The sequence below is a fragment of the Leptotrichia rugosa genome (genome assembly GCF_041200005.1).
Classification (GTDB): Bacteria; Fusobacteriota; Fusobacteriia; order Fusobacteriales; family Leptotrichiaceae; genus Leptotrichia; species Leptotrichia rugosa.
The window spans coordinates 1,711,133-1,736,258 of the sequence record NZ_CP165644.1 but is presented as its reverse complement, the minus strand read 5'-3'; the positions used below and the strand labels follow the sequence as shown (position 1 = coordinate 1,736,258).

The window sequence follows — 25,126 nt, the reverse complement described above, 5'->3', positions numbered from 1 at the left end:
AATTTGAAAAAATACCCACTGAGTGCTATACTTTAAGTAGTAGTGAAGTGGGTTAAATTATATTTTTTAATAATTTAAAATAAAAAAATAAATAAAAAATACAAATAATATAAAAAATACAAATAATATAAAAAATAAAAAAATTTAAAATAAAATAATATGATTTAATTTAAAATAAAATAAAATAAAATAAAACTCTTAAGAAAGGAAAAAAAAATAAAAATGAATTATAAAAATAAATTTCCGATATTTTCAAATATAGAAAATCATTATTTAGACACAGCTGCAACTTCTCAAAAGCCAAAAGTTGTGCTGGATAAAATTAGAGAATATTATGAAAAGTATAATGGAAACCCTGGACGAGGGTCACATAAATTATCTGTGGAAGCACAGTCGCTGTTAAGTAATGCAAGAGAATGTGTGAGAAAATTTATAAATGCAAAAAGAGCCGAAGAAGTGATTTTTACAAAAAATACGACTGAAAGTATAAATTTAGTCGCTTATACTTATGGAATGAATTTTATAAGTGAAAACGATGAGATTATTTTAGGAATTTCAAATCATCACGCCAATATCGTGCCGTGGCAATTTGTGGCAAAACAAAAAAAAGCTAAGTTAAAATATATTTATCTTACAGAAAATGGACAATTTGACTTGGAAGATTTAAAAAGTAAAATTTCTGATAGAACTAAAATTGTCGCAATTTCTGCGGTTGTGAATGTAACAGGTGTAATTCAGCCGATAAAAGAAATAATTGAGATAGCTCACAGTAAAAATGCTCTGGTTTTGGTTGATGCAGCACAGTCAATGCTTCATTTTAAACATGATGTGCAAGAATTAGATGCAGATTTTTTGGTATTTTCAGGACATAAAATTTTTGCACCTATGGGAATTGGTGTGATGTATGGGAAAAAAGAGATTTTGGATAAAATGCCACCATTTTTGTATGGCGGGGATATGATTGAATTTGTTACAGAACAGGAATCAACTTTTGCGCAGTTACCGAATAAATTTGAAGGTGGGACTCAAAATGTGGAAGGAGCTGTGACTCTGGAAGAGGCGATTAAGTTTATTTGCGAAATTGGGTATGAAAAAATTGAAAAAATTGAGGAAAATTTGGCAAATAAAGCACTAGAAGAATTAAATAAACTTGATTTTGTGGAAACTTATTTTACAAAAGATGTGGAAAGAACAGGAGTTATTGCGTTTAATGTGATTGGAGTTCATTCGCACGATGTTGCATTCATCTTGGATTCTTTTGATGTAGCCGTGAGATCAGGTCATCACTGCGCACAGCCACTTATGAAATATATTGGAGTTGCGTCATGTTGTCGTGCTAGTTTTAGCATTTACAATGATGAAAGTGATATTCAAAAATTAATTGAAGGACTTTTGAAAGTAAAGGAAGTTTTTAAATTGTAAAAAATCGAAAATTAAAAATTACAAATTTTTGGAAATAAAAAATAATAAAAAAGGAGATATAAAAAATGGATTTGGAGAGAATTTATCAGCAGACAATATTGGAATATAGCCGTAGAAAAGAATTAAATCACGAAATGGAAAATCCGACTTATGTGGAGAGAGGTCATAATCCCAATTGTGGAGATGACTTGACATTGGAATTAAAAGTGGAAAATAATGTCATTGTGGATGCGGCATTTATCGGCTCTGGGTGTGCTATTTCAACTGCTTCAATGGCAATGTTAATTGATTTGATAAAAGGAAAAACTTTGGAAGAAGCAAAAGAAAAAGTTGACATTTTTTTTAAAATGATGAGCATAGACGAAAATAAAGAAAAATTGACAAAGGAAGAAATGAAAAAATTAGGAGATGCAGTGCTTTTGGAATATGTGGCTAAAATGCCTGCTCGAGTAAAATGTGCTACACTTAGTTGGCACTCGCTAAAAGTGATTGTAGAAAGCAAAAAATAGAAAATTATTTAAAAAAATATAAAGAATAATAAATTTTGAATTTTTTTAGTATTTTTATAAAATGAATAGAGTATTTAAGGTAAATAAAAACTTCATAAAAGTGTCGTGATTTTTTGGGAGTAAAGACGACTGTTTGAACGAAGTGAGTTTCGGCTTTGCTTCCAAAAAATGCTTAGACGAGCGTGGGGATTATAAGGGGAAATGGCGGCCCTTTCCCCTTATGTAAAAAAATAAAAAACTATACTAAATAAAATAACATCTTGTAGACAAAAATAAATTAAAAAATATTGAAATTAAAATTTGCCCGTAAAATTTTTACGCTATCTTTATAAAATAAAAAAATTGTAAAAATTTTTAAATATATGGTAAAATAATAATAAAAAAGAAAAATACAAAAACAAGAAAATAAAATTAAGGAGAAAAAATTAAATATAATGAAAGAATTGAAAATAGTTTTATTTGGACATCCAACTTTGAAAAAAGTTGCCGAGAAGGTGGAAAATTTTGATGATGAACTGAGAGAAACATTGAGTGAGATGGTTAATTTGATGAGAAAAGCTAATGGAGTGGGACTTGCTGCAAATCAGGTCGACATTCCTAAAAGATTTTTTGTGCTGGAATACGAAGGAGTTTTAAAAAAGGTCGTTAATCCGGAAATATTGGAATTTAGTGAAGAAAAAGTGGATTTTGAAGAAGGATGCTTGAGTATTCCTGGAATTTATAAAAAGGTTATAAGACCTAAAAAAATTAAAGTTAAATATTTTGATGAAAATGGGATTGAAGTTCAAGAAGAACTTGATGAAATGTGGGCTAGAGCATTTCAGCACGAACTTGATCATTTGGACGGAATTTTGTTTACAGAGCGACTTTCTGTTATGAATAAAAGGCTTGTTGCAAAAAAAATAGAAGTTTTGAAAAAAGATTTTAGCAAAGGTAGAATTTATAGGGAAGATTTGGATTAAAAAAGGAGTGAATTTTTTTGAAAACAATATTTATGGGAACGCCAGAATTTGCAATTCCAAGTTTGAAAGTTGTGTCAAAAAATACGGATTTGAGAGCAATTTTTACAAAGGAAGATAAAGTAAATGCCAGAGGAAATAAAATAATCTTTTCGCCAGTGAAGCAGTTTGGAATTGATAACGAAATTGAAGTTATTCAGCCAAAAAAAGTTAAAGATGAAAAAATAATCAAAAAAATAAAAGAGATAAATCCAGATTTAATCGTAGTTGTGGCTTACGGAAAGATTTTGCCAAAAGAAATTATAGATATACCAAAATATGGAATAATCAATGTCCATTCTTCACTTTTACCAAAATACAGAGGTGCTTCTCCGATTCACTCGGCAATTTTAAACGGCGACACGAAAAGTGGTGTGAGCATAATGTACATTGAGGAAGGACTGGATTCTGGCGATGTGATATTGCAAGAAAGCTGTGATATTTTGGAGAGTGATACGCTTGGAACTTTGCATGACAAATTAAAGGACTTGGGAGCGATAGTACTTGAAAAGGCGCTAAAATTGATTGAAGAGGGAAAAGTTGAAGCTACAAAACAGGATGAAAGTCTTGCAACATTTGTAAAACCAATTACGAAAGAACAGACTAAAATTGATTGGAACAATACAAAAGAAGTGATTTTTAATCAAATTCGAGGGTTAAATCCATTTCCGGCGGCACACACTTTTAATGAAAAAAATGAAAATATAAAAATTTATAAAACTGAAAAATTAGATAAAGAATACGAAGGAAAAAATGGTCAGATTGTCGATATTATAAATAAAAAAGGACCTGTTGTAAAAGTTAAAAATGGAGCTTTAGTTTTGCTCGAAGTGAAATTTCAAGGAAAAAAACTGCAAAGAGGAGCAGATGTCATTAATGGTAGAAAAATGGCTATTGGTGAGTGTTTAAAATAGTTGTTTAGTAAAAATAAATTATAAATATTATAAAATTTTGCATATTTTTGAAAGGAGTGGTGGAATGAAATTTAAAAAATTAGAGATTTCAGAAAAAGTGATTCAGAGATTGACGGAATATCTATCAATTTTAAAAGATGTTCAAAAATATGAAAATGAGATTAACTCGATTGAACTTTCCAAAATAATGAATACGACATCAGCTCAAGTCAGAAAAGATTTATCAACTTTTGGAGATTTTGGTGTGCGTGGAAAAGGATATGATATTTCTAAATTGATTGAAATCATCGAAGATATTTTGGGAATAAATAAAGTTAATAATGTCATAATCGTTGGACACGGAAAAATGGGAGAAATGATCTCGTCTAACAGAAATGTCTTGGGAAAAGGTTTTCAGATTGTTGGAATTTTTGACAAAGATAAAAATAAAATAGGAAAAGTTGTTTCTGACAATCTTGAAATTCGTGATGTCAACGGTGTAAAAGAATTTAGAGAAAATTTCTGCGGGGAAGTTGATACGGCAATTCTTGCGGTTGTAAAGGAACAGGCGCAATTTGCGGCAGAACAGCTTGTGAAAAATGGAATAAAAGCTATTTTGAATATGACGACTTATAAACTTGAGCTAGGTTCAGATATAACAGTTGTAAATATTGATATTTCGGCAAAATTGCAAGAATTAAATTTTTGGAGATTGAATAAAGAAGAAAAATAAAATGGAGGTCTTATGGGAAAAATTATTGATGGAAAAGCGCTTTCGCAAAAAATTTTTGAAGATATAAAAAAGGAACACGATAAAATTAAAGAAAAAGTCGGGCGAAGTGCGGGACTTGCGGTGATTATAGTTGGAGAAAATGCGGCTTCACAAGTATATGTGAGAAATAAAATAAGAGCTTGTGAAAAAGTTGGATTTTATTCTGAAACTATAAGATTGCCAGAGGACATTACGCAAGAAGAATTGCTTTGCAAAATAAGAAAATTAAATGAAAATAAAAAAATTGACGGAATTTTGGTGCAATTGCCGCTTCCAAAACATATTGATGAGCTAAAAGTCATAAATGAAATTGCAAGCTCAAAAGATGTGGACGGATTTCATACTGAAAATATTGGAAAAATGATGATAGGCGATAAAACAGGGTTTTTACCATGCACGCCATACGGAATTATGCAGATGTTTGAAGAATATGGCATTGAGCTTTCTGGAAAAGATGCAGTAATTGTTGGGAGAAGCAATATAGTTGGAAAGCCACTTGCGCTGCTTTTAATTCAAAGTGGAGCAACTGTCCAAGTTTGTAATTCAAAGACTAAAAATTTGAGCGAGAAATTACAAAAAGCTGACATAGTTGTCGCAGCCGTTGGAGTTCCAAAATTGATAAAAGGTAGAGATATAAAAGAAAATGCGGTTGTGATTGACGTTGGAATAAATCGTGTGGATGGAAAGCTTTGTGGAGATGTGGATTTTGACGAAATTTTTGAAAAAGCTAGTTTTATAACTCCAGTTCCTGGAGAAAATTTATGACAATTGCAAGTCTTATAAAGAATACATTTAAAAGTTATAAAAGTAAATTATAAAAAAGGAAGTGCATTAATTATGCCAACATATACAATTAGAATAAAAGATAGACAGACAGGAAAAATATTAATGATTAAAATAGCGGCAAAATCTATTCAAGAAGCAAAACAAATAGCGGCAAAAGATTATGGAGTTGCTTATGAAATTTTATAATTAATATTTTGAATAAAGATCAGTAAAAAACTGGTCTTTTTTTATAAAAATAATAATTGATTAATATTTTTATTGTTATTTATTTAAAATCAATGTATAATATAGGGGTAAAAAATTATGAAAAAAAGAAAGCGAGAAAATTAATGAAAGAAAAAATTAAATTTATTAAAGAACTGGCACAGAGTATGAATGAAAATAAAATTGAAACAGTAAAATATGAAGAAAATAATTTTGAAATTATACTAAGTAAAAAGAAAAAAGAAAAAAATGTTATAGTCAGTGCAGGAGCGGTTCCTCAAAACATAGTTTCAAATACAGTGCCAACACAAGAACAAGTTGTGGAAGTGCAAGAGTCAAAAACAAGTGAAGAAACTGAAGAAATTACGGGAAATAAAATTACTTCACCGATGGTTGGGACTTTTTATTCGGCACCGTCGCCAAATATGCCACCGTTTGTAAAAGAAGGGGTAAAAGTAGAAAAGGGACAGACACTTTGTATTGTTGAAGCAATGAAACTTATGAATGAAGTAAAATCAACAGTTTCAGGAACAGTAAAAAAAGTATTAGTAAAAGATGGAGAGGCAATAAAAAAAGGACAAACTTTAATGATAATTAAATAATATTTTTTGAATAGGTTTATTAAAAAAGAAGGGATAAGATTTGGAAGAGAAAATAATATCAATAGATATTGTGTTATTAATAGTTATGCTGTTTTTTACAGCATTTTTATCAACGGCTGAATCAGCTCTTTTGTCACTTAGGCAAATTCATTTAATTGATGGTGACAACGAAAAGAATGTAAAAGAAGAAAAACTTTTAAAATTATGGCTAAAAAATCCAAATGAGCTTTTGACGACACTTTTATTTGTAAAAACAATTTTGTGTTCTTTTCTAATTTTTTTAGAAATAAATTTAATAAGGCAATTTTTTGAGAAAAAATTATATTTTTATTTAGCATTTTTTGTTTTCTCAATAATAATTTTAATATTTGCTGAAATGATTCCAAGACTTATTGCGAGAGTGAAAGTATATGAAATTTCAAAAGCTGCGATAATTCCGTTAAATACATTAAGAATTGCGATAAAACCGATTATTTCACTTTTTATCCATATTTCACGGTTTGTTATGAAAATATTTAAAATAGAAGTGAAAGATCAGATGTTTGAAATAACAGAAGAAGAAATTTTGACATTTGTAAAAGCAGGAACTCAAAGTGGAGCGATTGAAGAGGGCGAAGAAGAAATGATTTCAAGCATAATAGAATTTGCTGATATGACTGTGAAAGAAATTTTGACACCGAGAAGAGATATTTTTGCGCTGGATTCTGAAAGCAAGCTAGAAGATGTCTGGGAAGAAATTTTAGAGCAGGAATTTACTCGAATGCCGATTTATACTGGAACAATTGACAACATTGTAGGAACGGTTCACATAAAAGATTTACTTCGTTATGCAAATGACAAGAGCAGTGGCAATCTTTTGATGAAAGAATTTATGAAAGAAGCATATTATGTGCCGATTACAAAGTCTCTTGTGGAACTTTTGGAAGAATTTAAGACAAAACAGCTTCATATGGCAATTGTGATTGACGAATATGGTGGAACGCAGGGAATTGTAACAATCGAAGACTTGCTAGAAGAAATTGTTGGAGAAATTAGGGATGAATTTGACAAGGAAGAAGAAAGTATTCAGAAAATTCGAGAAAAGATATTTGATGTAAAAGGTGATACACTTATTGAGGAAATAAATGAAAAACTTGATTTAGATATTCCGCTATCTGAGGAATATGACACAATATCAGGTTACATTCAAGATAAATTGGGAAAAGTTGCCGATGTCTTTGACCAGATTAAAGAAGATAACTTTGTTATGAAGGTGCTGGATACTGACAATAAAAGAGTGGAAAGAGTTAGAATAGTTATTTTAGAAAAAAAAGAAGAAGAAGAATAGGAGAAGTAAAAAAATGGAAGAGCTAAGACCTCGCATAAGGGTAGCAGGAATACTTATTGAAGATGATAAAATCTTATTAATTCAGCATCAAAAAAATGATAAAAAATATTGGCTAATTCCAGGTGGTGGAAATGACTGGGGAGAGAGCACAAAAGAAGCTGTAATTCGTGAATATAAAGAAGAAACAAATCTTGATATAAAAGTCGACAAATTTCTCTTTTTTTCTGAAACAATTTCGCCAGATAAAAGTCGACATGTGCTAAATTTATTTTACAGAGTTCACAGGGGAAATAGAGATAATAAATTTATGAAATTGGGAGATGAAGCTGTACTTGCAGATTTAAAATTTTTTGGAAAAGATGAGATAAAAGATTTGACAATTTATCCAAATATTAAAGATAATCTTGTAAAAATAATGAATGGAGAAAAAGTTGAAAGTTATTTGGGAAATTTATGGAATGACTAGAAAAATAAAAAAAGAAAAAGAGGACAAAAAGAGATGAATAAAAAAGAAAAAGAATTTGTTAAAAATTTAGTGAGAAGTGTAGAGAACTTCCCTGAAAAAGGTGTAATTTTTAGAGATATTACAACGGCTCTTAAAAATAAAAAGGGATTACAAATTATTATAAAAGATTTGACAGAGAGATATAAAGATAAAGGAATTGACTATGTCGTAGGAGCTGATGCCAGAGGATTTATTTTCGGTGCTGCAATTGCTTATAATATCGGAGCAGGATTTGTTCCGGCAAGAAAACCTGGAAAACTCCCTGCCGAAGTTGAAAGCGTGGAATATAGCTTGGAATATGGTAAAAATAGTATAGAAATTCATAAAGACGCTTTTTCAAAAGGTGATAGAATTTTAATAGTTGACGATTTACTGGCAACTGGTGGAACTGCCAAAGCAATGGTTCAATTGGTGGAAAAATTAGGAGCTAAAGTCGTGGAATTAGCATTTATGATAGAACTTGCAGATTTAAAAGGAAGAGAACTTTTAGATGGATATGAAGTATATTCTCAGCTAGTTTATTAATATCAAAAAAAGTTTAATATAATTTAAAACAAAGAAAACAGGAGTATACTTATTTAAATAAAAAAAAGAAGCGGAGGAATAAAAATGAAAATAAAAAAATATATACTAGTATTTTTAGTTATGGGATCAGCACTAAGCTTTTCATCTTCTAGAAGATTAAAAAGATTGGGAAAAAGAATTTCAAATATAGTTAAAAAAGATAAAGACAAAGAAACAACTAATAAACAAGGTACAGGTGATATTTTTAAAAAAATTGAGAAAAAAGATAAAAACAAAAAAGATAAAGAAGACGAAAATGTTAATAGAGCTGGAATAGATGAAGCGATTAAGAAGAAAAAAGCCGATGAAAATTCGCCAAAAACAAATATCAAAGGTACTTCGGAAGGTAATCGCTACAAAAATAATCAATAATTTGAGAGTGTCTGGAATTTTGTTCAAACTCAAAATGCAATATATGGTACAGGATGATAAGTTTTATCATCCTGTTTTTCAATTCATTTAAAACATTTAACAAGCACTTGCTTGGTTCACTTTATCCTATCCAGAATCCTAGAACCTCCTTAAGTAAAAATAATTCTTAAGCATATCTTTAATATCATTTATATTTTAAATTTTATAGCCTAATTCTGTTACCATATTCTTATCTTTTTCTATTGTTGTTCCTGTAGTTGTTAAGAAATTTCCTGTAAGTGCAGAATTAATTCCACATTTTAAACCAGTTTTTACATAATTTCCTAATTTAATTCTTCCTCCAGCATATCTTAAATGAGTTTTAGGCATAATAAAACGGTAAATAGATATAGTCTTTAAAATTTCTAATGGCTCTACTGCTTTATTATTCTCAAATGGAGTTCCAGGAATTGGAGTTAAAATATTTATCGGAACAGAATTGACTTTTAATTCTTTTAAATCAAATGCCATATCAATTCTATCTTCAATAGTTTCCCCTAATCCAAATATTCCTCCACTGCAAACGTTTAATCCAATTGCTTTTGCATTTTTTATCGTATTAACTCTATCATCATAAGTGTGAGATGTACAGACATTAGGATAAAATCTTCTCGATGTTTCTAAATTGTGATGATACATCGAAATACCTGCATTAGCCAATTTTTGTAACGCTTCTTTTGTACAGATGCCATGAGAAGCGCAAAGACTTAATTTTTTAGTGTGTTCTCGCATAAATTCATAAATTTCAGCTAATTTATACAATTCTTTTTCATTTCCATTAAATCCTCTATCGCTTGTTACAAGTGAAAATCTATGAGCGCCTTCGTTTTCATTTCTTTTGGCTTCACAAAGTGCTGTTTCTTTTGAAATAAGACCGTAGACATTTACTGCTGTTTTAAAATGAGTTGACTGTGCACAGAATTTGCAATTTTCAGAGCATTTCCCAGATTTTGCGTTAATAATAGTGCATAAATCAAAATTTTCTCCACAAAATTTTTCTCTAATTTGATTCGCTGCTTCAAAAAGCAAGTTTAAAGTTTCGATATCATCATTAGGAATTTTTGATAAAAAGATTGCTTCTTCATGAGTTATATCGTATTTTTCATTTATAATTTTATTTTTTAAATTTGATATAAATTTAACTAGTTCAGTTTGATTATTATTATTTTTCGACATTTCTTTTTTTCCTTTCTTTGTATTCAAAAAATTGTATTAAGTAAAAATATGATAATTAAATAAAAGATCTCCTAAAAATTGCTTTAAAGGAGATTCTTTGTTTAACAAATAACTTAATTTTTATTTTTTTTTATAAATTTCCATAATCTTGGAAATAAAAGAGTTGCAGCAACTGCTTTTAACATATCTCCAGGAATAAAAGGAAGTACACCGGCCATAAATACATTTTTAATAGGCACAAATAACATCAATACTAATGCACCTAATACAAAAATAATGACACTTACAAGTAATAGTGAAAGAAATGTCTTTACATAAGATTTTGCAATACCTTTATCGAATAAAAAACCTAAAATTAATGCAGCTGCAATATATCCTAAAATATATCCTCCTGTTGGTGAAAATAACGAACCTGCTTTAAATCCAGCAAAAATCGGAGCTCCTAAACTACCCGCTGCAACATAGGAAAGCACAGTTGCTGTTCCCAATTTTCTACCGTATAACAATGCTATTAACATTACTCCAAATGATCCTAGTGAAATAGGTACAGGAGTAAAATAAAGTGGTATTATAAGTTGCGACATTATTGATAAAAATATAACTCCGCTTAATACCAAAAAGATACTTTTTAAAAATTCTTTTTCTTTTGTTTTAATTTTTATACTGTTACTTAAAATATTTTGTTTCATAAAAATACCTCCATTATTTTTAATTTTGTAGTATTATAACACCTGTTATATAAAAAGTCAATAAATTTTTTTAACAAAAAGACAGCAAGAAGTCGTAGGCTTTCTATAAGTGGGAGATGAATTGCTTTTTTTGTAAAAAAATTGAAAAAAGGATACACCTATGATACAATTTTTGTGTAAAATATTGAAGAGAAGTCATTAAAAATAATATTCAAAATTAAAAGGAGGTGTAATTTTATGAAATATAATTTAGCATTCAAATACAGAATTTATCCAAATAAGGAGCAGGAATTATTGATAAACAAGACTTTTGGATGTGTTCGTTTTGTCTACAATACGATTTTGTACACTGCTAATAAAATTTATGAAGAAACTGGAAAAAATAAAATAATTACACCTGCCAGTTTGAAAAGTGAAAATCAATTTTTAAAAGAAGTGGACAGTCTGGCACTTTCAAATGCTCAATTGAATGTAAAACGATCGTTTACAAATTTTTTTCAAAAGAGAGCAAAGTTTCCAAAGTTCAAATCTAAAAAGAATAATGTTAAAAGTTATACGACAAATTGTGTGAATAATTCAATACGAATTGAGGAAAACAAATATTTAGTTTTGCCAAAATTAAAAAGAATAAAATTAAAATATCATAGAGAAATACCAAAGGATTACAGAATAAAGTCGGTAACATTAACAAACAGTAATGGAAATTACTATGTTTCTATTTTGACAGAATTTGAAAAAGAAATTCAAAAAAATCCAAATAGCGATAAAGTAATTGGACTTGATTTTTCAATGCCTGAATTATTTGTCAGTTCTGAAAACCAAAGGGCTGATTATCCAAGATATTTTAGGATGTTGGAAGAAGAATTGAAAAAATTACAGAAATCATTGTCAAGAAAAGTGAAATTTTCTAAAAATTGGTATAAACAAAAAATGAAAATATCAAAATTACATGAGTATATCAAAAATTGTCGAAGAGATTTTCTACATAAATTATCGAAAAAATTGTCTGAAGCGTATAATGCTGTGGTTGTTGAGGATTTGAATATGAAAGGGATGAGCCAGGCATTAAATTTTGGGAAAAGTGTAGGAGATAATGGGTGGGGAATTTTTTTGAGAATGCTTGAGTATAAGTTGATGTTTTTAGGGAAACAATTTTTGAAGATAGATAAGTGGTTTCCATCATCGAAAACTTGTAGTAGATGTGGAAATGTTAAAGAGGAACTGAAATTATCAGAAAGAAGTTATAAATGTGAGTGCTGTGGAATTGAGATTGATAGGGATTACAATGCGGCATTGAATATAAGAGATGTTGGAAAAGAAATGTTGAAATATTAGGAAATAAAAAAACAGGTCAGGAACTGCCCGAAGAGCTTGGTAAATATATTTGGCTAGCAAAAGCAGATACTTCCCAAGAAGCTCCCGCTTCTAAAAGCGGGAGTAGTTCACTTAATGCTTAATTGCTGTTAAACAATATAATAATAAATCAAGTGCAACAAAAAGCAAAAATTTTTTATTCAGTTTAAATTCATTTTTTTATACATATGAAATGAAATAAAATAATTTAAAAAAGTAAAAACAAAGAAAAGTGGACTATAATATTTTGATAAAAATGAAATGGAGATAAAAATGAAAAATATAAAAAAAATAATATTATTTTTAGGAGCAATAGCTCTTATCGGATGGGGAAACTACGTCAAACAAAAATCTAAAATAGTAGAAGTGACCACAAATAATCCTTCTGGAAATATAAATTCTTTAGGAAATAGCACAACTATTGAAAATAAATTACCTGAGAGTTCAACTTCTTCTGAAGGAAAAGATGAAAATAAAAATTTCATAAAAAAAGAAAATAAAAGAGCCGAAAGAGCTTCATCTTCTTCTAAAGTACAAAAAGAAGTTAAGCAAAATAATGAAAAGATTGAACAAAAAACAAAAGAAAGAGCAACTTCTTCCAAGAATGAAAATCAAAATAAAAATCCAGAAAATAAAAATAATTTAGAAATTCAAAAAGAAAATAAAGATTCTGGAAAAGCATCTAATGAAGAGAAAAAAACAAACCCAATTGAAGTAAAAAGTTCTGAAGGAACAGCTTCTAATAAAAATTAATAAAATTTATAAAAAAATTATAAAATTGTTCAAGGAAAAAAATGGAAAGAGAATATAAAGTGCAAACTAGATTTTTATTTACACAAATATTAAGATAAAAATTCCTGATAGCTTTGAAAATAAAGTTTTTGATGAACTATTTGAAATTTTGGAAGATGTGAATAAAAATTATAATTCGTATTCAAAAAATTCTTACATTGATAAGATTAATAAAAATAACGGAAAATTTGTGCAAGTGAATGAAGAAACTGTGAATTTATTGGAAAAAGTAGTGCATTTTTCTGAAATTATGAATGGAGAATATGACATAACTATAATGCCACTTATAAAACTATGGGGATTTTATAAAGAAAATTCTGATAAAATTCCAGAAAATCTTGAAATTAAAAAAATAAAAAAATTGGTGGATTATAAAAAAATTATTATCGATAAAAAAAATTTAAAAGTAAAAATTGATAAAAATCAAGAAATTATAACAGGTTCTTTTATAAAAGCATATGCGATTGATAAAGCTATTCAAAAAATGAAAGAACTTAAAATTGACGATGCCATAATTAATGCTGGTGGAAGCAGTATTGTGGCTATTAACGGATGGGGAATTATTGTAGAAAATCCTGAACCTGAGAAAAAATTGTTAAAAAATGATGATGGAAAAATTTTGAAAATTACAAAAGAAAAGTATGAAGGAAATGACGAATATAATGATTTATTTGAGATAGAAATAAAAGACTTAACATATTCTACTTCAAATCAGGTAAATACATTTTTGGAAATTGATGGTGAAAAATATGGTCACATAATCAGTCCCAAAACAGGATTTCCTGCAAAAAACAAACAGATTGGAATCATTACTGAAAATGCTTTTTTTGGAGATATGATTTCAACTGGACTTTATAATCAAACTCCTAAAAATTTTCATGAAATAATAAAAAAACTTTCAAAAGAAATAAAAATTGAAGGATATTTGATTGATGAAAATGGGGAAATACATTATACTGACGGATTTTTAGAATATGTTAAATAAAAAATTTAAAAATTTTAAATTTAAATTATAAAAAAGAAAAAAATGGAGAGAAAATGAGTAAAGATATAATGAAAATTGAGTCAATGAAACATATGACAAAAGTTTTGGAAATAGAAAAATTGCAAGATCCAAAAATTTTTCATATTTATTTGGTACAGCATATCGGACAAATTTCAAAAGAAACAGTAAAAGTTGGAGATTTTGTAAAAAGATATGAAAAAATTGGGGAAATGCAAGGAAATATTTCTTCACCTGTTCACTCGCCTGTGTCTGGTCAAGTTATTGATATAAAAGAAATGATTTTACCAAATAAAAAAATGGCTAAAACTATTGTTATAAAAAATGATTTTAAAAATGAGGAAATTGAAAAAGAAAAAAGAGAAATTTCAGAGTTAGAAAATTATAAAAAAGAAAAAATTATTGAAATTATTAAAAATAGTGGAATTGTTGGAGAAGGTGGAGCGCAGTTTCCAACTTATGTCAAATATGACATAAAAAATAAAAAAGTTAAAACTTTTATTATAAACGGCGCAGAATGTGAACCTTACTTGACTTCGGATTACTCAGTTATTAAAAGTTTTGCAAATGAATTAATAAAGGGTATAAAAATTGTAAAATATCTCATCAATCCTAAAAATATCGTCATTGGGATTGAAAAAGAAAATCTGGAATTGAAGCAAATTTTAAAAAAAGCGATTTTGGAAGAAAAAATGAAGATTAAAATAAAAATACTTCCAACTTCATATCCACAAGGGAGCGAATTACAACTTATTGCATCAGTTACTGGGAAAAAAATAAAAAAAGGAGAGCTTCCCATAAATAAAGGCGTTGTGGTAAGCAATGTAAGCACCGTAAAATCAGTTTACGATGCCTTTTTTAAAGGAGCTCCGCTAGTTGAAAGAATTGTCACTGTTTCAGGGGAAAATCTAGAAAAAATTGGAAATTATTTGATAAAAATAGGAACACCGCTTGAGCACATAATTAAAATATTGGAGCCGAATGAAAACTCAAAAATCATTTTTGGCGGACCTATGATGGGGCAGGAAATATTTGATAAGTCAACGGCAACTATAAAGGGAACCTCAGGAATTTTATTTTTAAAAAATGAAGGAGAAATTGAGAGAAACAACTGTATTTCATGTGGATATTGCGTCGAAGTCTGTCCGATGAATTTAATGCCTTTTGAATTCGCTGAATTTTACGAAAAAAAAGAATATAAAATGATGGCAAAAACTAATATAATGAATTGTATTGAGTGCGGTGCCTGTGAATATGCATGTCCATCGAGGGTACCTTTGATTGAGAGTATAAAAAATGGAAAAGAAAATTTAATGAAAATGGAGGTAAATAAATAATGGAGTTAAAAAATAGTTACACGCCTTATATAAGAACAAGAGATGATATAAAAGCTGTAATGTTTGACGTAATTTTAGCTCTTACACCGGCAATATTACTCTCACTTTTAGTTTATGGACTATCTTCATTTTTAATCATGGTAATTTGCGTTTTGTCAGCAGTTTTGACAGAAATTGTTTTTTCAAAAATATTTTTTAACGAAATAACTAGCATAAAAAATTTGTCAGCTATAGTTACGGGAATTTTACTGGCATTTATATTGGCACCATACACTCCAATTTATGTAGCTGCATTTGGCGCTGCAATGGCGATAATCTTTGGAAAATTAATTTTCGGCGGAATTGGAAAAAATAGATTAAATCCCGCTGTTGTAGGAAGAGAGTTTATGACGGTATTTTTTCCGCTTGTTATGACTTCACCTGCGATATGGTCTGGAAATTCACTAAATATTTCAGAATTAAAAATATTTTCTTTTATAAATAACAACGATTTTACAAATTATTTGGATAAAATGCTGCTAAATCCAACGGGTGCGCTAGGAGAAGTCTCAGTTTTAGCACTTATTGTGGGGGGAATTTATTTACTTATAAAAAATAGAATTTCTTGGCACATTCCAGCAGCTTTATTCTCTACAGTTTTTATAGTTTCACTTTTTATAAAAGAGATCGAAATTTCAATGGGAGGTCTTATGCTCACAGGAATTTTTATGGCGACAGATATGCCTACAAGTCCAACATATTCTTTTGGGAAATTTTATTACGGAATGATGATGGGACTGACAATGGCTATATTTTGGAAACTTGGTATTCAGTTTGAAACATTGTCATATTCAATAATTGTTTTAAATATCTTTTCAAAAATGATTAACAAAGTTTTTAGACCTGTAGTTTTTGGTTACAAATTAAATTTAATAAAAAAAATATTTGAAGTTTTAAAAATTTCAGTATTAATATTACTTTTTGATGTGTTATGGGCGTTTTTACATAGATTTGAGTTAATTCCTTACATCGTGTTTATTTATATTTTTGTAATATCTATAAAACTTATCGCTTCAAAAAAAATAAAATAATATAACTAAAAGGATTGAATTCTACAAAAATCAATCCTTTTTTTAAAATTTTTATATGTCTGACAGTTCTTTTTCTTTTTATAAATATTTTAGTTTTCCTTTAAATTCTTCGATACTTTTGTATCCTTTTTTTTCCATAATTTCTTTTAATTCACTTGTAATTCTTGAAAATGCACTTACTCCTTCTTTATGTAAAGTTGTCCCAATTTGAACCATACTTGCACCGCATAGAATATGTTCAAATGCATCTCTTCCTGATAAAATTCCCCCAGTTCCAATAATCTGAATACTTGGCTTTAATCTTTGATAAAAAGCATGAACATTTGCAAGAGCGGTTGGTTTTACATATTCTCCACCAATTCCTCCAAATCCATTTTTAGGTTTTATAACCACCTTCTCATCTTCGATTATAATTCCATTTCCAATGCTGTTCACACAGTTTACAAAAGATAGTGGAAATTTGTTAAAAACAGCTGCTGCTTGGTCAAAATGCACTAAATCAAAATATGGCGGCAATTTTATTCCAAGTGGCTTCTTAAAATATGAAAAAATGTCTGTCAATAGTTTTTCAGTTGTTTCCAAATCGTAAGCTATCTGCGGTTTTCCTGGCACATTTGGACACGACAGGTTAAGTTCTGTTATTCCGTCAAAATTACTTTCTTGCACTTTTCTTAACAATGTGTGAGTATCATTTTGCGACATTCCCACAAGTGAAAAGAAAAAGGTTCTTTTGGGATGAGTTTTCTTTAATTCTAATAAATAGTCAAGGTAGTAGTCAAATCCCAAATTAGGAAGACCCATTGAATTAATACTTCCCAACCTTGTGTCATGGTATCGAGGTTCTGGATTTCCCTCTCTTGGTTCTAGAGTCGCTGTCTTTGTAACAAATGTTCCAGCTGCAGAATTTAATATTTTCGCCAGTTCATCTTTGTCATAGCACAAAACTCCTGCCGCATTCATAATACAGTTGTCAAATTCAAAATTCGCAATTTTTGTCTTTGTAGAAGTCATAAATTTAATATCCTTTCTTTTTTATTGAATGTGAAGCGCTAATTTATAGTATTCAATAGCATTTTTAAATTGATTCGCTGATTCATATAATTTTGCCACTTCGATAATATTTTCATTTTCACACAGATATTTGTTTTCTTTGAAACATTCTTCAGCAATGTCAAATTTCCCAAGTGAAACACAGCTTTTACCGTAATTGAATTTTAATTTTTCTTTATCAATTCTGTCCATATAAAATGTAGGTTTTTCTTTTAGATGGGATGTTGCATTAAAAAAGTTATTGTAGTTTGAAAATGCAAGTCCATAATTTTTTTCTTGCGTAAAAATATCTCCCAATTTTACAAATGCATCTAAATTATTTTTGTCGGCAAGTAGCGATAAATAATGTTTTCTTAATGTTAAATTATCTTTGTAGTAGTCAACTAATTTTTTTTGTGCTTTTTTATCATCATATTCATCAGCTGCAATTTTCCAATTGTTTTCAGCTAGAGTCAGTTCATTTTTTTCTTCATATAAGTTTCCTAAATAATAATAAGCTTTTGCGTTGTCTTTCGCAGCACTGAAATATTGCTGTGCCAGGTCAATTTGTCCTAAATCCTTGTAAATTTTGGCAAGTAAAACTTGCGCTTGCTGATCCTGTTCCTGATCCGCTGCAATTTTTAAATTTTCTGTCGCCAAATTATTTTTTTTGTATTCATAATAAAGTTTTCCCAAATTGTAATGCGCTTTTTTATTCCCATTTCCAATTGCTAATTTAAAATAATATTCTGCGAGTTCAAAATTCGCTTTTTTTCTATAAACTTCACCCAGTTTATTTTGAAACTCAAAATCTCCTCCATCAGCAAGAGGTTTTAAATATTTTTCTGCAATGTTAGTTCTATCATCTTTTAAGAATATGTCAAAAAGCAATAAAAATGCTTCTCTATTTCCAGATTTTGTCGCCTTTTTTAAATATTTTTCAGCTAAAACAAAATCCCCTTTTTCAAAGTATCTTTTTCCTTCTTCAAAAAAACGTCCCAAATCATTATTATCTAAATTTTCCAAATTAATCCCTTCCATAATCATCACCTATTTTAATTTATATTAAAATAATTATAACAAAAAAAAGTGAGAATATCAACAGATTGAGTGATGAAATATTAAATTATATTTATTTTTTTTCAAAAGAAAAAATCAATGATAATTTCTCCAAAACAAAATCATTATTTCTTCTATCTTTTATTGCAAGTCTAAAAAAATTTTTATTCAAAAAAATAAAATTTGAAGCATCTCTAATTAAAATTCCATGTTCCAGCATCTTTTCCTGTAATTTTTTTGAGTTCATTCCTTTTTTTATTTTTGCTAGAATAAAGTTTACTTCTGTTTCAAAAACTTCAAGTTCTTTAATTTTTGATAATTGTTCAAACATATATTTCTTTTCTAACTGTATCCAATTTTCTGTTTTTTTTATATATTCTAAATCATCGATTACGTAAGTTCCAGCAATTTCAGCAAGGCTGTTGACGCTCCACGGCTCTTTTTTAGCGTTTACTTTAAAAATGTCTTCTTTGTCAAAAAAAATTCCATATCCAAGTCTTAATCCAGGTATTGCAAAAAATTTCGTAAATGCTCGGATTATAAATAAATTTTTTTTATCAATTTTTGTCTGTGCAATTGTTTTTTCCTTCCAATTTTCAACAAATTCAATAAATGCTTCATCCACAAGAAGTTTTGTATTTTTTTTGTTACACTTTTCCAAAATTTTTTCCATTTCATCTCTTTGTAAAAATTTTCCCGTCGGATTATTTGGATTACAAATTATAACCAAATCATAATTTTTTTCCATTTCCATCTCAAATTTTTTTTGATTAAATTTAAAATTTTCCTTTTCTTCGAGTTTAAAATATTGAATCGCAATATCATCTTGCAAACTTTTTACCGCTCTTTCATATTCTCCAAAAGTTGGTGCCGCAATCAAAACTTTTTTTGGATTTAAAACTTTTGTAATTAAAAATATAATTTCTGTTGCCCCATTTCCCAAAATTATATTTTCTAAATGAACGCCATTTTTTTTTGCAATTTTTTTTCTCAGCTCAAAATAGTCGGGGTCAGGATATTTTTCCAGAGTCTCCAAATTTTCTAAAATAAGTTTTTTTAAGTTTTCTGGTATCCCAAATGGATTGATATTCGAACTGTAATCTAGTATATTTTTAATTTTTCTTTCTCTAAAAATTTTGTAAATATTTCCACCATGAAAATCCATATCTCCTCCTTAATATAAAAAAGTATATCAAAATTTTGATTTTTTATCCATAAAAGTAAAAATAATTTTTTAGTTCTCTTAAACTCTTTTATTTTAAGAGGTTTTTTAAAAATTAAGAAAAACACAAAAAAAATTTAAAAAAAGTGTTGACAAAAAAGAATAATTATGATATTATATTTCTTGTCCAACAGGTATTAAGAAAATAAAAAACTTATTACTTAGGAGCGGTGTATAGCGCAGTTCGGTAGCGCACCTGCCTTGGGAGCAGGGGGTCGTAGGTTCAAATCCTACTACACCGACCACTAATTGCGGGAGTAGCTCAGTTGGTAGAGCGTCAGCCTTCCAAGCTGAATGTCGCGAGTTCGACCCTCGTCTCCCGCTCCATTTTATTTGAAAATTAAAATAAAACTTTCATATATATGGTGATCGTAGTTCAGTTGGTAGAGCGCCAGTTTGTGGCACTGGTTGTCGCGGGTTCAAGTCCCGTCGATCACCCCATGATATGAGCCATTAGCTCAGTCGGTAGAGCACTTGACTTTTAATCAAGGTGTCACTGGTTCGATCCCAGTATGGCTCACCATTTAAAAAAATTTTTGCGAGAGTGGCGAAATTGGCATACGCACTAGACTTAGGATCTAGCGTCTTTGACATGTGGGTTCGAGTCCCACCTTTCGCACCATAAAAGCCCACACGAAATAGTGGATTAGTTTAGTAATATCAGCACTTCTAAAGGTTGATATTTTTTTATTTTTACCTTTTTTATCAGCATTCTCAACATCAAAAATAAATTATACCTGTCTGTTTCGTCCATATTTTCAAGCACTTCTTTTAAAATTTTTATATTGTCCATTTTTTCTTCGCTTATTGTCTTGTCTTTTATTATTCTATCAATATCATTTAAGGAATCTTCAAATACTCGTTTTCTATTTTTGAGTTCCTCAAGTTTATCATTTAATTCAAATTCATTTATCAATTCTTTTGCAAATAATTCTAAATATTTAGTTCTTTCTTTATCTATTTTTTTAATTTGTTTATCTATATTCTCTCTATCTTTTGTATATTTTTCTAAATTAGGTTTTTCATTCAAAAACTCTAATTCTTTTAAGTTTAATAATTTATGTATTATAAACTTTTCAGCCTTATTCATAGATATTGCTTTTTTACATTTGTCACATCTATAATTAACACCATTTTTGAACATTTTACCGCCACAGGTACACTCTAATATACCTGTGAATAAAAACTTTCCTTCTTTACGTATTACACGTTGTTTAAATAACATTTGCCGTTGTACTTCCCTAAAAACTTCTTCACTTATTAATGCTTTGTGATTTCCTTTAAATATCGTTATTTTTTTGTTTATTTTCACTTCTCCAGTATTAATATTATTTTCTTTTCTTCCGTACATCAGATTTCCAATGTAAAATTCATTTTGCAAAATCCATTTGACAGATGAAATGTTTTTGTTGAAAATATTTGCTGTTTCAGATAGACTTTTAGTATTTAAGTATGTGTTAAAAATGCTTATAACATCTTCAGAAGTTTCAGGATCTATTGTAATATTGTTGTGTTCATCTTTTTTATAACCAATCGGAATAATAGTTCCGCCTTGCCATATTCCTGCTTTGGCTCTAGCCCATTTGTTTGATTTCACCCTCATTGATATTTGCTTTCTCTCATAATCTGCCAATACAGCGAATATTTGAAAGAACAGCATACCAGTAGGGGTTGTTGTATTTATTTCAGACTGTGAAATAGATACAAATTTTATATTGCTTTTTTGCAGCTCTAAAACAAAATTTAACATAGTTAAAGTTACACGAGAGATACGGGAGCTCTCATAAACTACAAGCACATCAAACGATTTCTTTTTGATTTCTTGCTGTAGTTTAAGAAAGCCTTCACGATTATCGTTGCCTCCGCTCTCCACATCCTGTATAACTTCCTTGAGCTTATAACCGCTCATTTTACAAAAATCTTCACATTTTCTTATCTGAAACTCAAGTGAACGCCCCTCTTCCTGAATTTCTGTACTAACTCTTGCATATATAATTGCTTTCATTTACTTTCTCCTTTTGTCCTGTTCTGCTTTAATTTTGTATAATAGTTTTAATACCTCTTCTTTGTTTTTCATCATTATCCCTCCGTTTCTGTCATATCAAAATAATTTGATATAACGTATTCTTCGCTTATTAAATATTCAACAACTTTTTCTAAATAATTGCTACTAAAACTATCTATCATTTCGTCTCTATAAGTGACATACATTTTTGCTATATATCTTATTTCATTTTCAATTTTGATTTTGTGTATTTCAGCATATTTTATCAATTGTTTTCCTCCAAAAGGTTTTTGCTTTCGTAAATATTCCCAACAACTTCTAAAAATTTAGCTTCCACATTTGATAAATCCTCCCTCAGACTCCAACCTTCTAATCTGTAGCTGCTATGTTCGTATCTAACAATACACATATTATCAATTTCGATGTTGTTAAGCACCACAACATCCCCCTCATAAATTTCTTTGTCGTTTTTGTCTTTTAATCCTGTATATTGCATTAACTCAACATCATCAAAGCTCACTCTTCTTAAAAGATATGCATTAATAAATTCATTCTTTTTTAAACATCGTATAGTTTTATCTGTAAAATCCATTGTTTTGACATTTTCCATTTTCTTGTCTTCTTTAAGCCAAGCTCTGAATTTTATTTCTCTCATTATTTATCCTCCCATTTTTCCAAATTTAAGTCAGGTCCAAAAAATCTCATTTTTGAACCATCTTTGAATTCTAGAAATATAACAGGTTCTAAAACAGTCCATCCACCCATAATTATTTTTCTCGGTTTTACACTAACGCATTTTAAGTTTTCTTTTAAATATTTTTCTACATTTTCTCTTTCCATTTTTATCCTCCTTTTTCTCTCAAACATTCCCTCACTTTTATTATTTTACTAATAAACTTTGAGTTGTTTCTAAATGCACTCCTGGTATTTCCACACCGTTTTTAATTTCTTTTTTTATCTCATTTTTCTCAATTTTTTTAGTTTGCACAAAAGTTGTAAACTTTTGCGGTATTAAATTCTCATCATCGATTATTAAAGACGGTGTGTTATTTCTGATTGTAAATGTCCCTGTTGCAGTTTCTATTTTCTTAGTGTCAAGTTTTTGCATCGCTCCAAGGATTAATTCCTTGAGTATTTTTTTCTTTTCGTTTGAATATTTCGCTTTTTTAGCATAAAAATCAGCAATTTCTTTGCATTTTTCTTCTTTCGCTTCTAGTTCTTTTAATATTAACTCTAATTGCTCTGATTTTTCTTCTAAAAGCAATTCTACACTTTCTTTTGTGTCGTTTATTGTTTCTTCGTCTAATTCGTTATTTTCGCTGTCTAAAAAATTTGCGATATTATTTATTTCTTTTAACTCATATTTTATTAAACTTAAACTCATATCTTTTTCTCCTGTTTTTATTTTTTAATCCCCCCTATTTTTTAGCTGAAAGGAAATTCGTCGTCATCAGCATATTTCTTTTTGCTGCTTTCGATAAATTCAAATCGGCTTATTAAAATATCAGTTGTATAAATAGTTTGACCGTTCTTTTCATAACTTCCTGTTCTAATACTTCCTTGAACTAGAATTCTTTGACCTTTTTTAAAATACTCAGCTATTGTTTCAGCTGTTTTCTCCCAAGCAACGCAGTTTATAAAATCAGCTCCTTCTCCGATTCTATTTACTGCTATTGCAAACCTTGTAAATGCTTTTCCATTTTGGCTGTAATTTAGTTCCACATCTCTTGTTAATCTTCCCATCAATATTGCATTGTTCATATTTTTTATTCTCCTTTTTCACTAAATTTTTTTATTTTTTTCGCAAGTTCAGAATCATTTTTTGCTTTTTTATGCATAAATTTTTTGAATTTTATAACTTGAAATGGTTCTAAATCTGCTATTTGTTTAGCATTATTTATTAACAAAAAATCACTTAACTCTCTTTCGAAAAATTGGTGAAATGTGTTAATTGCTTTAATTGCTTTTTCATACTCTTCTTTATCAATCGTCGACTCAAAGTCATCATTTGCAATTATTTCTAAAGCATTGTAGTAGCAGTATCTTTTTAAATATGTATGAGTTGAGCCTATTTGCTGTAAAACATTTTGTCCTTTCGTCTCTATTTTTGCAATAGGTGTCACAAAAGTTTCTTTTTCTTCTAAATTCTCAGAGTTAATAATAGTTAAAATTCCTTCGTTTTCAGTCAAATCAAATTTTGAAAACAATTTTAATTCACTGAAAATTGTATTCACTCGTGGTAAAAAATCTTTTAATTCAAAATAATCAAAACCTGCAAATTTATTATGCCCACTTTTTTTAAGTCCGCTTTTTTGTAATTCTACTCTTGCTTGTTGTATTTTTTCGTAAATATTCATATCTTTATCCTTTCATTTCTTTCAATTTTTTTATTAAATTATTTAATTTTTCAACACAATCGTCTTTGTCTAAATATAAATAACTTTCATTCATTTTTTTTCTTCCTTCTTCAGTTTTTATCCAGTGTTCCCACCCGCTTTCATAAGCGTGAACACAAATTTCATTTGTATGACCAGAAAACTCAACAAAAATTGTATTTTTTTCTCTTGAGTTTATTTCAAGAGCTAAATCCATTATTTTCATCACTTTTTCCTTAATTTCTTTTTTCATCTTATCCGCTAATCCTTTCGTATTTTTTTCTAGCTTTTAATGCTTCTTTTCTGCTATATCCTACCCATTTAATTTTGATTCCAGCTTCTTCAAAAGCTAGTAGGCTTAACGCCTCTTTTTCAAAGTCAATTTCCCCACTTTCTACGATGACCTCTTCCATTTCTTTGATTTTTTTATCTGTTTTTGTTATCAAAGTTTTGATATACATTCTATTTTTTTTATCAAAATCTTTTATTTTGTTGCAAATTTGTGCTTTAAATATGTTATAGTATGCAAATATTACAAGTATCTGTTTTAGCGCATTTTCTGTTTCTTCGTATCTAGTTTTTAGATATTTATCAAATTTAATTTTTAAATTTATCAATTCTTTTTGATAAATTTTTGAAAATTCGACGACTACAAATTCATTTTTAAAGTCTTTTATTTTTCGCTGATTTGGATTTTGCAAATCTTCATAATCATATTCCTCTATGAGTCTTGTCAATGTCCTGAAACTTCGTTGTATGATGTCCTCAAGTTCAAAGCTGCACCATAAAGTTTGTTCTTCCAACAGTTTTGATATTTTAGTATCACCTTTTACAAGATTTTTGTCTGTAATGTTTGGAATACTGAAGTAGTTTCTATAATATTTACACAAATTTGACAACGCCATCATCGAGAAAACTTTTGTCTTTTCGTTTTCATCTAGCACAAATTTTGTGTAATCCATTGCTTTTTCAGTTATTTCCTCTTTAAACTTTTTCTTTTTAATTTTTCTCAAACTACTCATA

31 protein-coding genes and 5 tRNA genes are annotated in these 25,126 nt (G+C 28.8%); 22 read left to right on the top strand and 14 right to left on the bottom strand.

Features of this window, described 5'->3' with window-relative positions:
* The first annotated feature begins 222 nt into the window (after positions 1-222).
* From AB8B22_RS08850 to AB8B22_RS08795, 12 genes are all read left to right on the top strand, one after another.
* Positions 223-1,422: a SufS family cysteine desulfurase gene (locus AB8B22_RS08850; protein WP_369710844.1), complete on the top strand. Its 1,200-nt coding sequence runs from the start codon at positions 223-225 to the stop codon at positions 1,420-1,422.
* 65 nt (positions 1,423-1,487) lie between these two features.
* On the top strand, positions 1,488-1,931 hold the full coding sequence (sufU, locus tag AB8B22_RS08845; RefSeq protein WP_369710843.1) for a Fe-S cluster assembly sulfur transfer protein SufU: 444 nt from the start codon (positions 1,488-1,490) through the stop codon (positions 1,929-1,931).
* 443 nt (positions 1,932-2,374) lie between these two features.
* Positions 2,375-2,893 (top strand): peptide deformylase, encoded by a 519-nt coding sequence (def, locus tag AB8B22_RS08840; protein WP_369711948.1) that lies wholly within the window; start codon positions 2,375-2,377, stop codon positions 2,891-2,893.
* 17 nt (positions 2,894-2,910) lie between these two features.
* Positions 2,911-3,843, top strand: a complete 933-nt coding sequence (gene fmt / locus AB8B22_RS08835) for a methionyl-tRNA formyltransferase (RefSeq protein WP_369710842.1) — start codon at positions 2,911-2,913, stop codon at positions 3,841-3,843.
* A 64-nt stretch (positions 3,844-3,907) separates the two neighbouring features.
* Positions 3,908-4,555, top strand: coding sequence for a redox-sensing transcriptional repressor Rex (locus tag AB8B22_RS08830; RefSeq protein WP_369710841.1), 648 nt, complete (start codon positions 3,908-3,910; stop codon positions 4,553-4,555).
* Positions 4,556-4,567: 12 nt separating this feature from the next.
* Positions 4,568-5,359 carry a bifunctional 5,10-methylenetetrahydrofolate dehydrogenase/5,10-methenyltetrahydrofolate cyclohydrolase gene (locus tag AB8B22_RS08825; RefSeq protein WP_369710840.1) on the top strand — a complete coding sequence of 264 codons (792 nt, stop codon included), beginning with the start codon at positions 4,568-4,570 and terminating at the stop codon, positions 5,357-5,359.
* Between the two features lie 72 nt (positions 5,360-5,431).
* The gene (locus tag AB8B22_RS08820; RefSeq protein WP_369710839.1) at positions 5,432-5,566 is read left to right on the top strand and encodes a hypothetical protein; all 135 of its coding nucleotides are present in this window, start codon (positions 5,432-5,434) and stop codon (positions 5,564-5,566) included.
* A 143-nt stretch (positions 5,567-5,709) separates the two neighbouring features.
* Positions 5,710-6,186 carry an acetyl-CoA carboxylase biotin carboxyl carrier protein gene (gene accB, locus AB8B22_RS08815; protein ID WP_369710838.1) on the top strand — a complete coding sequence of 159 codons (477 nt, stop codon included), beginning with the start codon at positions 5,710-5,712 and terminating at the stop codon, positions 6,184-6,186.
* Between the two features lie 40 nt (positions 6,187-6,226).
* Positions 6,227-7,513 carry a hemolysin family protein gene (locus AB8B22_RS08810; protein ID WP_369710837.1) on the top strand — a complete coding sequence of 429 codons (1,287 nt, stop codon included), beginning with the start codon at positions 6,227-6,229 and terminating at the stop codon, positions 7,511-7,513.
* Positions 7,514-7,526: 13 nt separating this feature from the next.
* Positions 7,527-7,979, top strand: a complete 453-nt coding sequence (locus tag AB8B22_RS08805) for an NUDIX domain-containing protein (protein ID WP_094079802.1) — start codon at positions 7,527-7,529, stop codon at positions 7,977-7,979.
* Positions 7,980-8,012: 33 nt separating this feature from the next.
* Positions 8,013-8,543, top strand: a complete 531-nt coding sequence (locus tag AB8B22_RS08800; RefSeq protein ID WP_369710836.1) for an adenine phosphoribosyltransferase — start codon at positions 8,013-8,015, stop codon at positions 8,541-8,543.
* 84 nt (positions 8,544-8,627) lie between these two features.
* Positions 8,628-8,954 (top strand): hypothetical protein, encoded by a 327-nt coding sequence (locus AB8B22_RS08795; RefSeq protein ID WP_314083148.1) that lies wholly within the window; start codon positions 8,628-8,630, stop codon positions 8,952-8,954.
* Positions 8,955-9,149: 195 nt separating this feature from the next.
* On the opposite strand, the gene bioB is transcribed toward AB8B22_RS08795, so the two are convergent.
* Together bioB and AB8B22_RS08785 are read right to left on the bottom strand one after the other, a co-directional pair.
* The gene (gene bioB, locus AB8B22_RS08790; RefSeq protein WP_369710835.1) at positions 9,150-10,169 is read right to left on the bottom strand and encodes a biotin synthase BioB; all 1,020 of its coding nucleotides are present in this window, start codon (positions 10,167-10,169) and stop codon (positions 9,150-9,152) included.
* A 113-nt stretch (positions 10,170-10,282) separates the two neighbouring features.
* Positions 10,283-10,858 carry a biotin transporter BioY gene (locus tag AB8B22_RS08785; protein WP_094079806.1) on the bottom strand — a complete coding sequence of 192 codons (576 nt, stop codon included), beginning with the start codon at positions 10,856-10,858 and terminating at the stop codon, positions 10,283-10,285.
* A 237-nt stretch (positions 10,859-11,095) separates the two neighbouring features.
* Between AB8B22_RS08785 and AB8B22_RS08780 the strand changes: the two genes are divergently transcribed.
* The 5 genes from AB8B22_RS08780 to AB8B22_RS08760 all read left to right on the top strand — a co-directional run bounded on the left by AB8B22_RS08780 (position 11,096) and on the right by AB8B22_RS08760 (position 16,413).
* Positions 11,096-12,193 (top strand): RNA-guided endonuclease TnpB family protein, encoded by a 1,098-nt coding sequence (locus tag AB8B22_RS08780; protein WP_369710834.1) that lies wholly within the window; start codon positions 11,096-11,098, stop codon positions 12,191-12,193.
* A 291-nt stretch (positions 12,194-12,484) separates the two neighbouring features.
* Positions 12,485-12,964: a hypothetical protein gene (locus AB8B22_RS08775; protein ID WP_369710833.1), complete on the top strand. Its 480-nt coding sequence runs from the start codon at positions 12,485-12,487 to the stop codon at positions 12,962-12,964.
* 70 nt (positions 12,965-13,034) lie between these two features.
* The gene (locus AB8B22_RS08770) at positions 13,035-13,988 is read left to right on the top strand and encodes an FAD:protein FMN transferase (protein ID WP_369711947.1); all 954 of its coding nucleotides are present in this window, start codon (positions 13,035-13,037) and stop codon (positions 13,986-13,988) included.
* Positions 13,989-14,041: 53 nt separating this feature from the next.
* Positions 14,042-15,343, top strand: a complete 1,302-nt coding sequence (rsxC, locus tag AB8B22_RS08765; RefSeq protein ID WP_369710832.1) for an electron transport complex subunit RsxC — start codon at positions 14,042-14,044, stop codon at positions 15,341-15,343.
* Positions 15,343-16,413 carry an RnfABCDGE type electron transport complex subunit D gene (locus tag AB8B22_RS08760; RefSeq protein WP_369710831.1) on the top strand — a complete coding sequence of 357 codons (1,071 nt, stop codon included), beginning with the start codon at positions 15,343-15,345 and terminating at the stop codon, positions 16,411-16,413. Before rsxC ends, AB8B22_RS08760 begins: the two co-directional genes overlap by 1 nt.
* 78 nt (positions 16,414-16,491) lie before the next feature.
* On the opposite strand, the gene AB8B22_RS08755 is transcribed toward AB8B22_RS08760, so the two are convergent.
* From AB8B22_RS08755 to cobD, 3 genes are all read right to left on the bottom strand, one after another.
* The gene (locus AB8B22_RS08755) at positions 16,492-17,424 is read right to left on the bottom strand and encodes a dihydroorotate oxidase (protein ID WP_369710830.1); all 933 of its coding nucleotides are present in this window, start codon (positions 17,422-17,424) and stop codon (positions 16,492-16,494) included.
* Between the two features lie 21 nt (positions 17,425-17,445).
* Positions 17,446-18,483, bottom strand: a complete 1,038-nt coding sequence (locus tag AB8B22_RS08750) for a tetratricopeptide repeat protein (protein WP_094079811.1) — start codon at positions 18,481-18,483, stop codon at positions 17,446-17,448.
* Positions 18,484-18,574: 91 nt separating this feature from the next.
* Entirely contained in the window at positions 18,575-19,666 is a 1,092-nt protein-coding gene (gene cobD / locus AB8B22_RS08745; RefSeq protein ID WP_369710829.1) for a threonine-phosphate decarboxylase CobD, read from the bottom strand.
* Positions 19,667-19,891: 225 nt separating this feature from the next.
* Here cobD and AB8B22_RS08740 point away from each other — a divergent pair.
* The 5 genes from AB8B22_RS08740 (at position 19,892) to AB8B22_RS08720 (ending at position 20,345) form a co-directional block, all read left to right on the top strand.
* A tRNA-Pro gene (locus tag AB8B22_RS08740) sits at positions 19,892-19,968 on the top strand.
* A 6-nt stretch (positions 19,969-19,974) separates the two neighbouring features.
* Positions 19,975-20,050: transfer RNA gene (locus AB8B22_RS08735), tRNA-Gly, on the top strand.
* A 38-nt stretch (positions 20,051-20,088) separates the two neighbouring features.
* A tRNA-His gene (locus tag AB8B22_RS08730) sits at positions 20,089-20,164 on the top strand.
* 6 nt (positions 20,165-20,170) lie between these two features.
* Positions 20,171-20,246 (top strand) — tRNA-Lys (locus tag AB8B22_RS08725).
* 15 nt (positions 20,247-20,261) lie between these two features.
* Positions 20,262-20,345 (top strand) — tRNA-Leu (locus AB8B22_RS08720).
* A gap of 24 nt (positions 20,346-20,369) precedes the next feature.
* Here the strand turns inward: AB8B22_RS08720 and AB8B22_RS08715 are convergent.
* From AB8B22_RS08715 to AB8B22_RS08675, 9 genes are all read right to left on the bottom strand, one after another.
* A complete protein-coding gene (locus tag AB8B22_RS08715) occupies positions 20,370-21,728 on the bottom strand; it encodes a recombinase family protein (RefSeq protein WP_369710828.1) in 1,359 nt (452 codons plus the stop codon).
* A gap of 74 nt (positions 21,729-21,802) precedes the next feature.
* Positions 21,803-21,997: a hypothetical protein gene (locus AB8B22_RS08710; protein WP_369710827.1), complete on the bottom strand. Its 195-nt coding sequence runs from the start codon at positions 21,995-21,997 to the stop codon at positions 21,803-21,805.
* Positions 21,994-22,383, bottom strand: coding sequence for a YopX family protein (locus AB8B22_RS08705; protein WP_369710826.1), 390 nt, complete (start codon positions 22,381-22,383; stop codon positions 21,994-21,996). The genes AB8B22_RS08710 and AB8B22_RS08705 overlap by 4 nt, the downstream gene beginning before the upstream one ends.
* On the bottom strand, positions 22,383-22,568 hold the full coding sequence (locus tag AB8B22_RS08700) for a hypothetical protein (protein ID WP_369710825.1): 186 nt from the start codon (positions 22,566-22,568) through the stop codon (positions 22,383-22,385). The genes AB8B22_RS08705 and AB8B22_RS08700 overlap by 1 nt, the downstream gene beginning before the upstream one ends.
* A gap of 40 nt (positions 22,569-22,608) precedes the next feature.
* Positions 22,609-23,112, bottom strand: a complete 504-nt coding sequence (locus AB8B22_RS08695; protein ID WP_369710824.1) for a siphovirus Gp157 family protein — start codon at positions 23,110-23,112, stop codon at positions 22,609-22,611.
* A 41-nt stretch (positions 23,113-23,153) separates the two neighbouring features.
* Positions 23,154-23,489 carry a single-stranded DNA-binding protein gene (locus tag AB8B22_RS08690; protein WP_369710823.1) on the bottom strand — a complete coding sequence of 112 codons (336 nt, stop codon included), beginning with the start codon at positions 23,487-23,489 and terminating at the stop codon, positions 23,154-23,156.
* 5 nt (positions 23,490-23,494) lie between these two features.
* Positions 23,495-24,085, bottom strand: coding sequence for an ERF family protein (locus AB8B22_RS08685; RefSeq protein WP_369710822.1), 591 nt, complete (start codon positions 24,083-24,085; stop codon positions 23,495-23,497).
* Positions 24,086-24,089: 4 nt separating this feature from the next.
* The gene (locus tag AB8B22_RS08680; RefSeq protein ID WP_369710821.1) at positions 24,090-24,356 is read right to left on the bottom strand and encodes a hypothetical protein; all 267 of its coding nucleotides are present in this window, start codon (positions 24,354-24,356) and stop codon (positions 24,090-24,092) included.
* Between the two features lies 1 nt (position 24,357).
* On the bottom strand, positions 24,358-25,125 hold the full coding sequence (locus AB8B22_RS08675; protein WP_369710820.1) for a hypothetical protein: 768 nt from the start codon (positions 25,123-25,125) through the stop codon (positions 24,358-24,360).
* Between the last annotated feature and the right edge of the window lies 1 nt (position 25,126).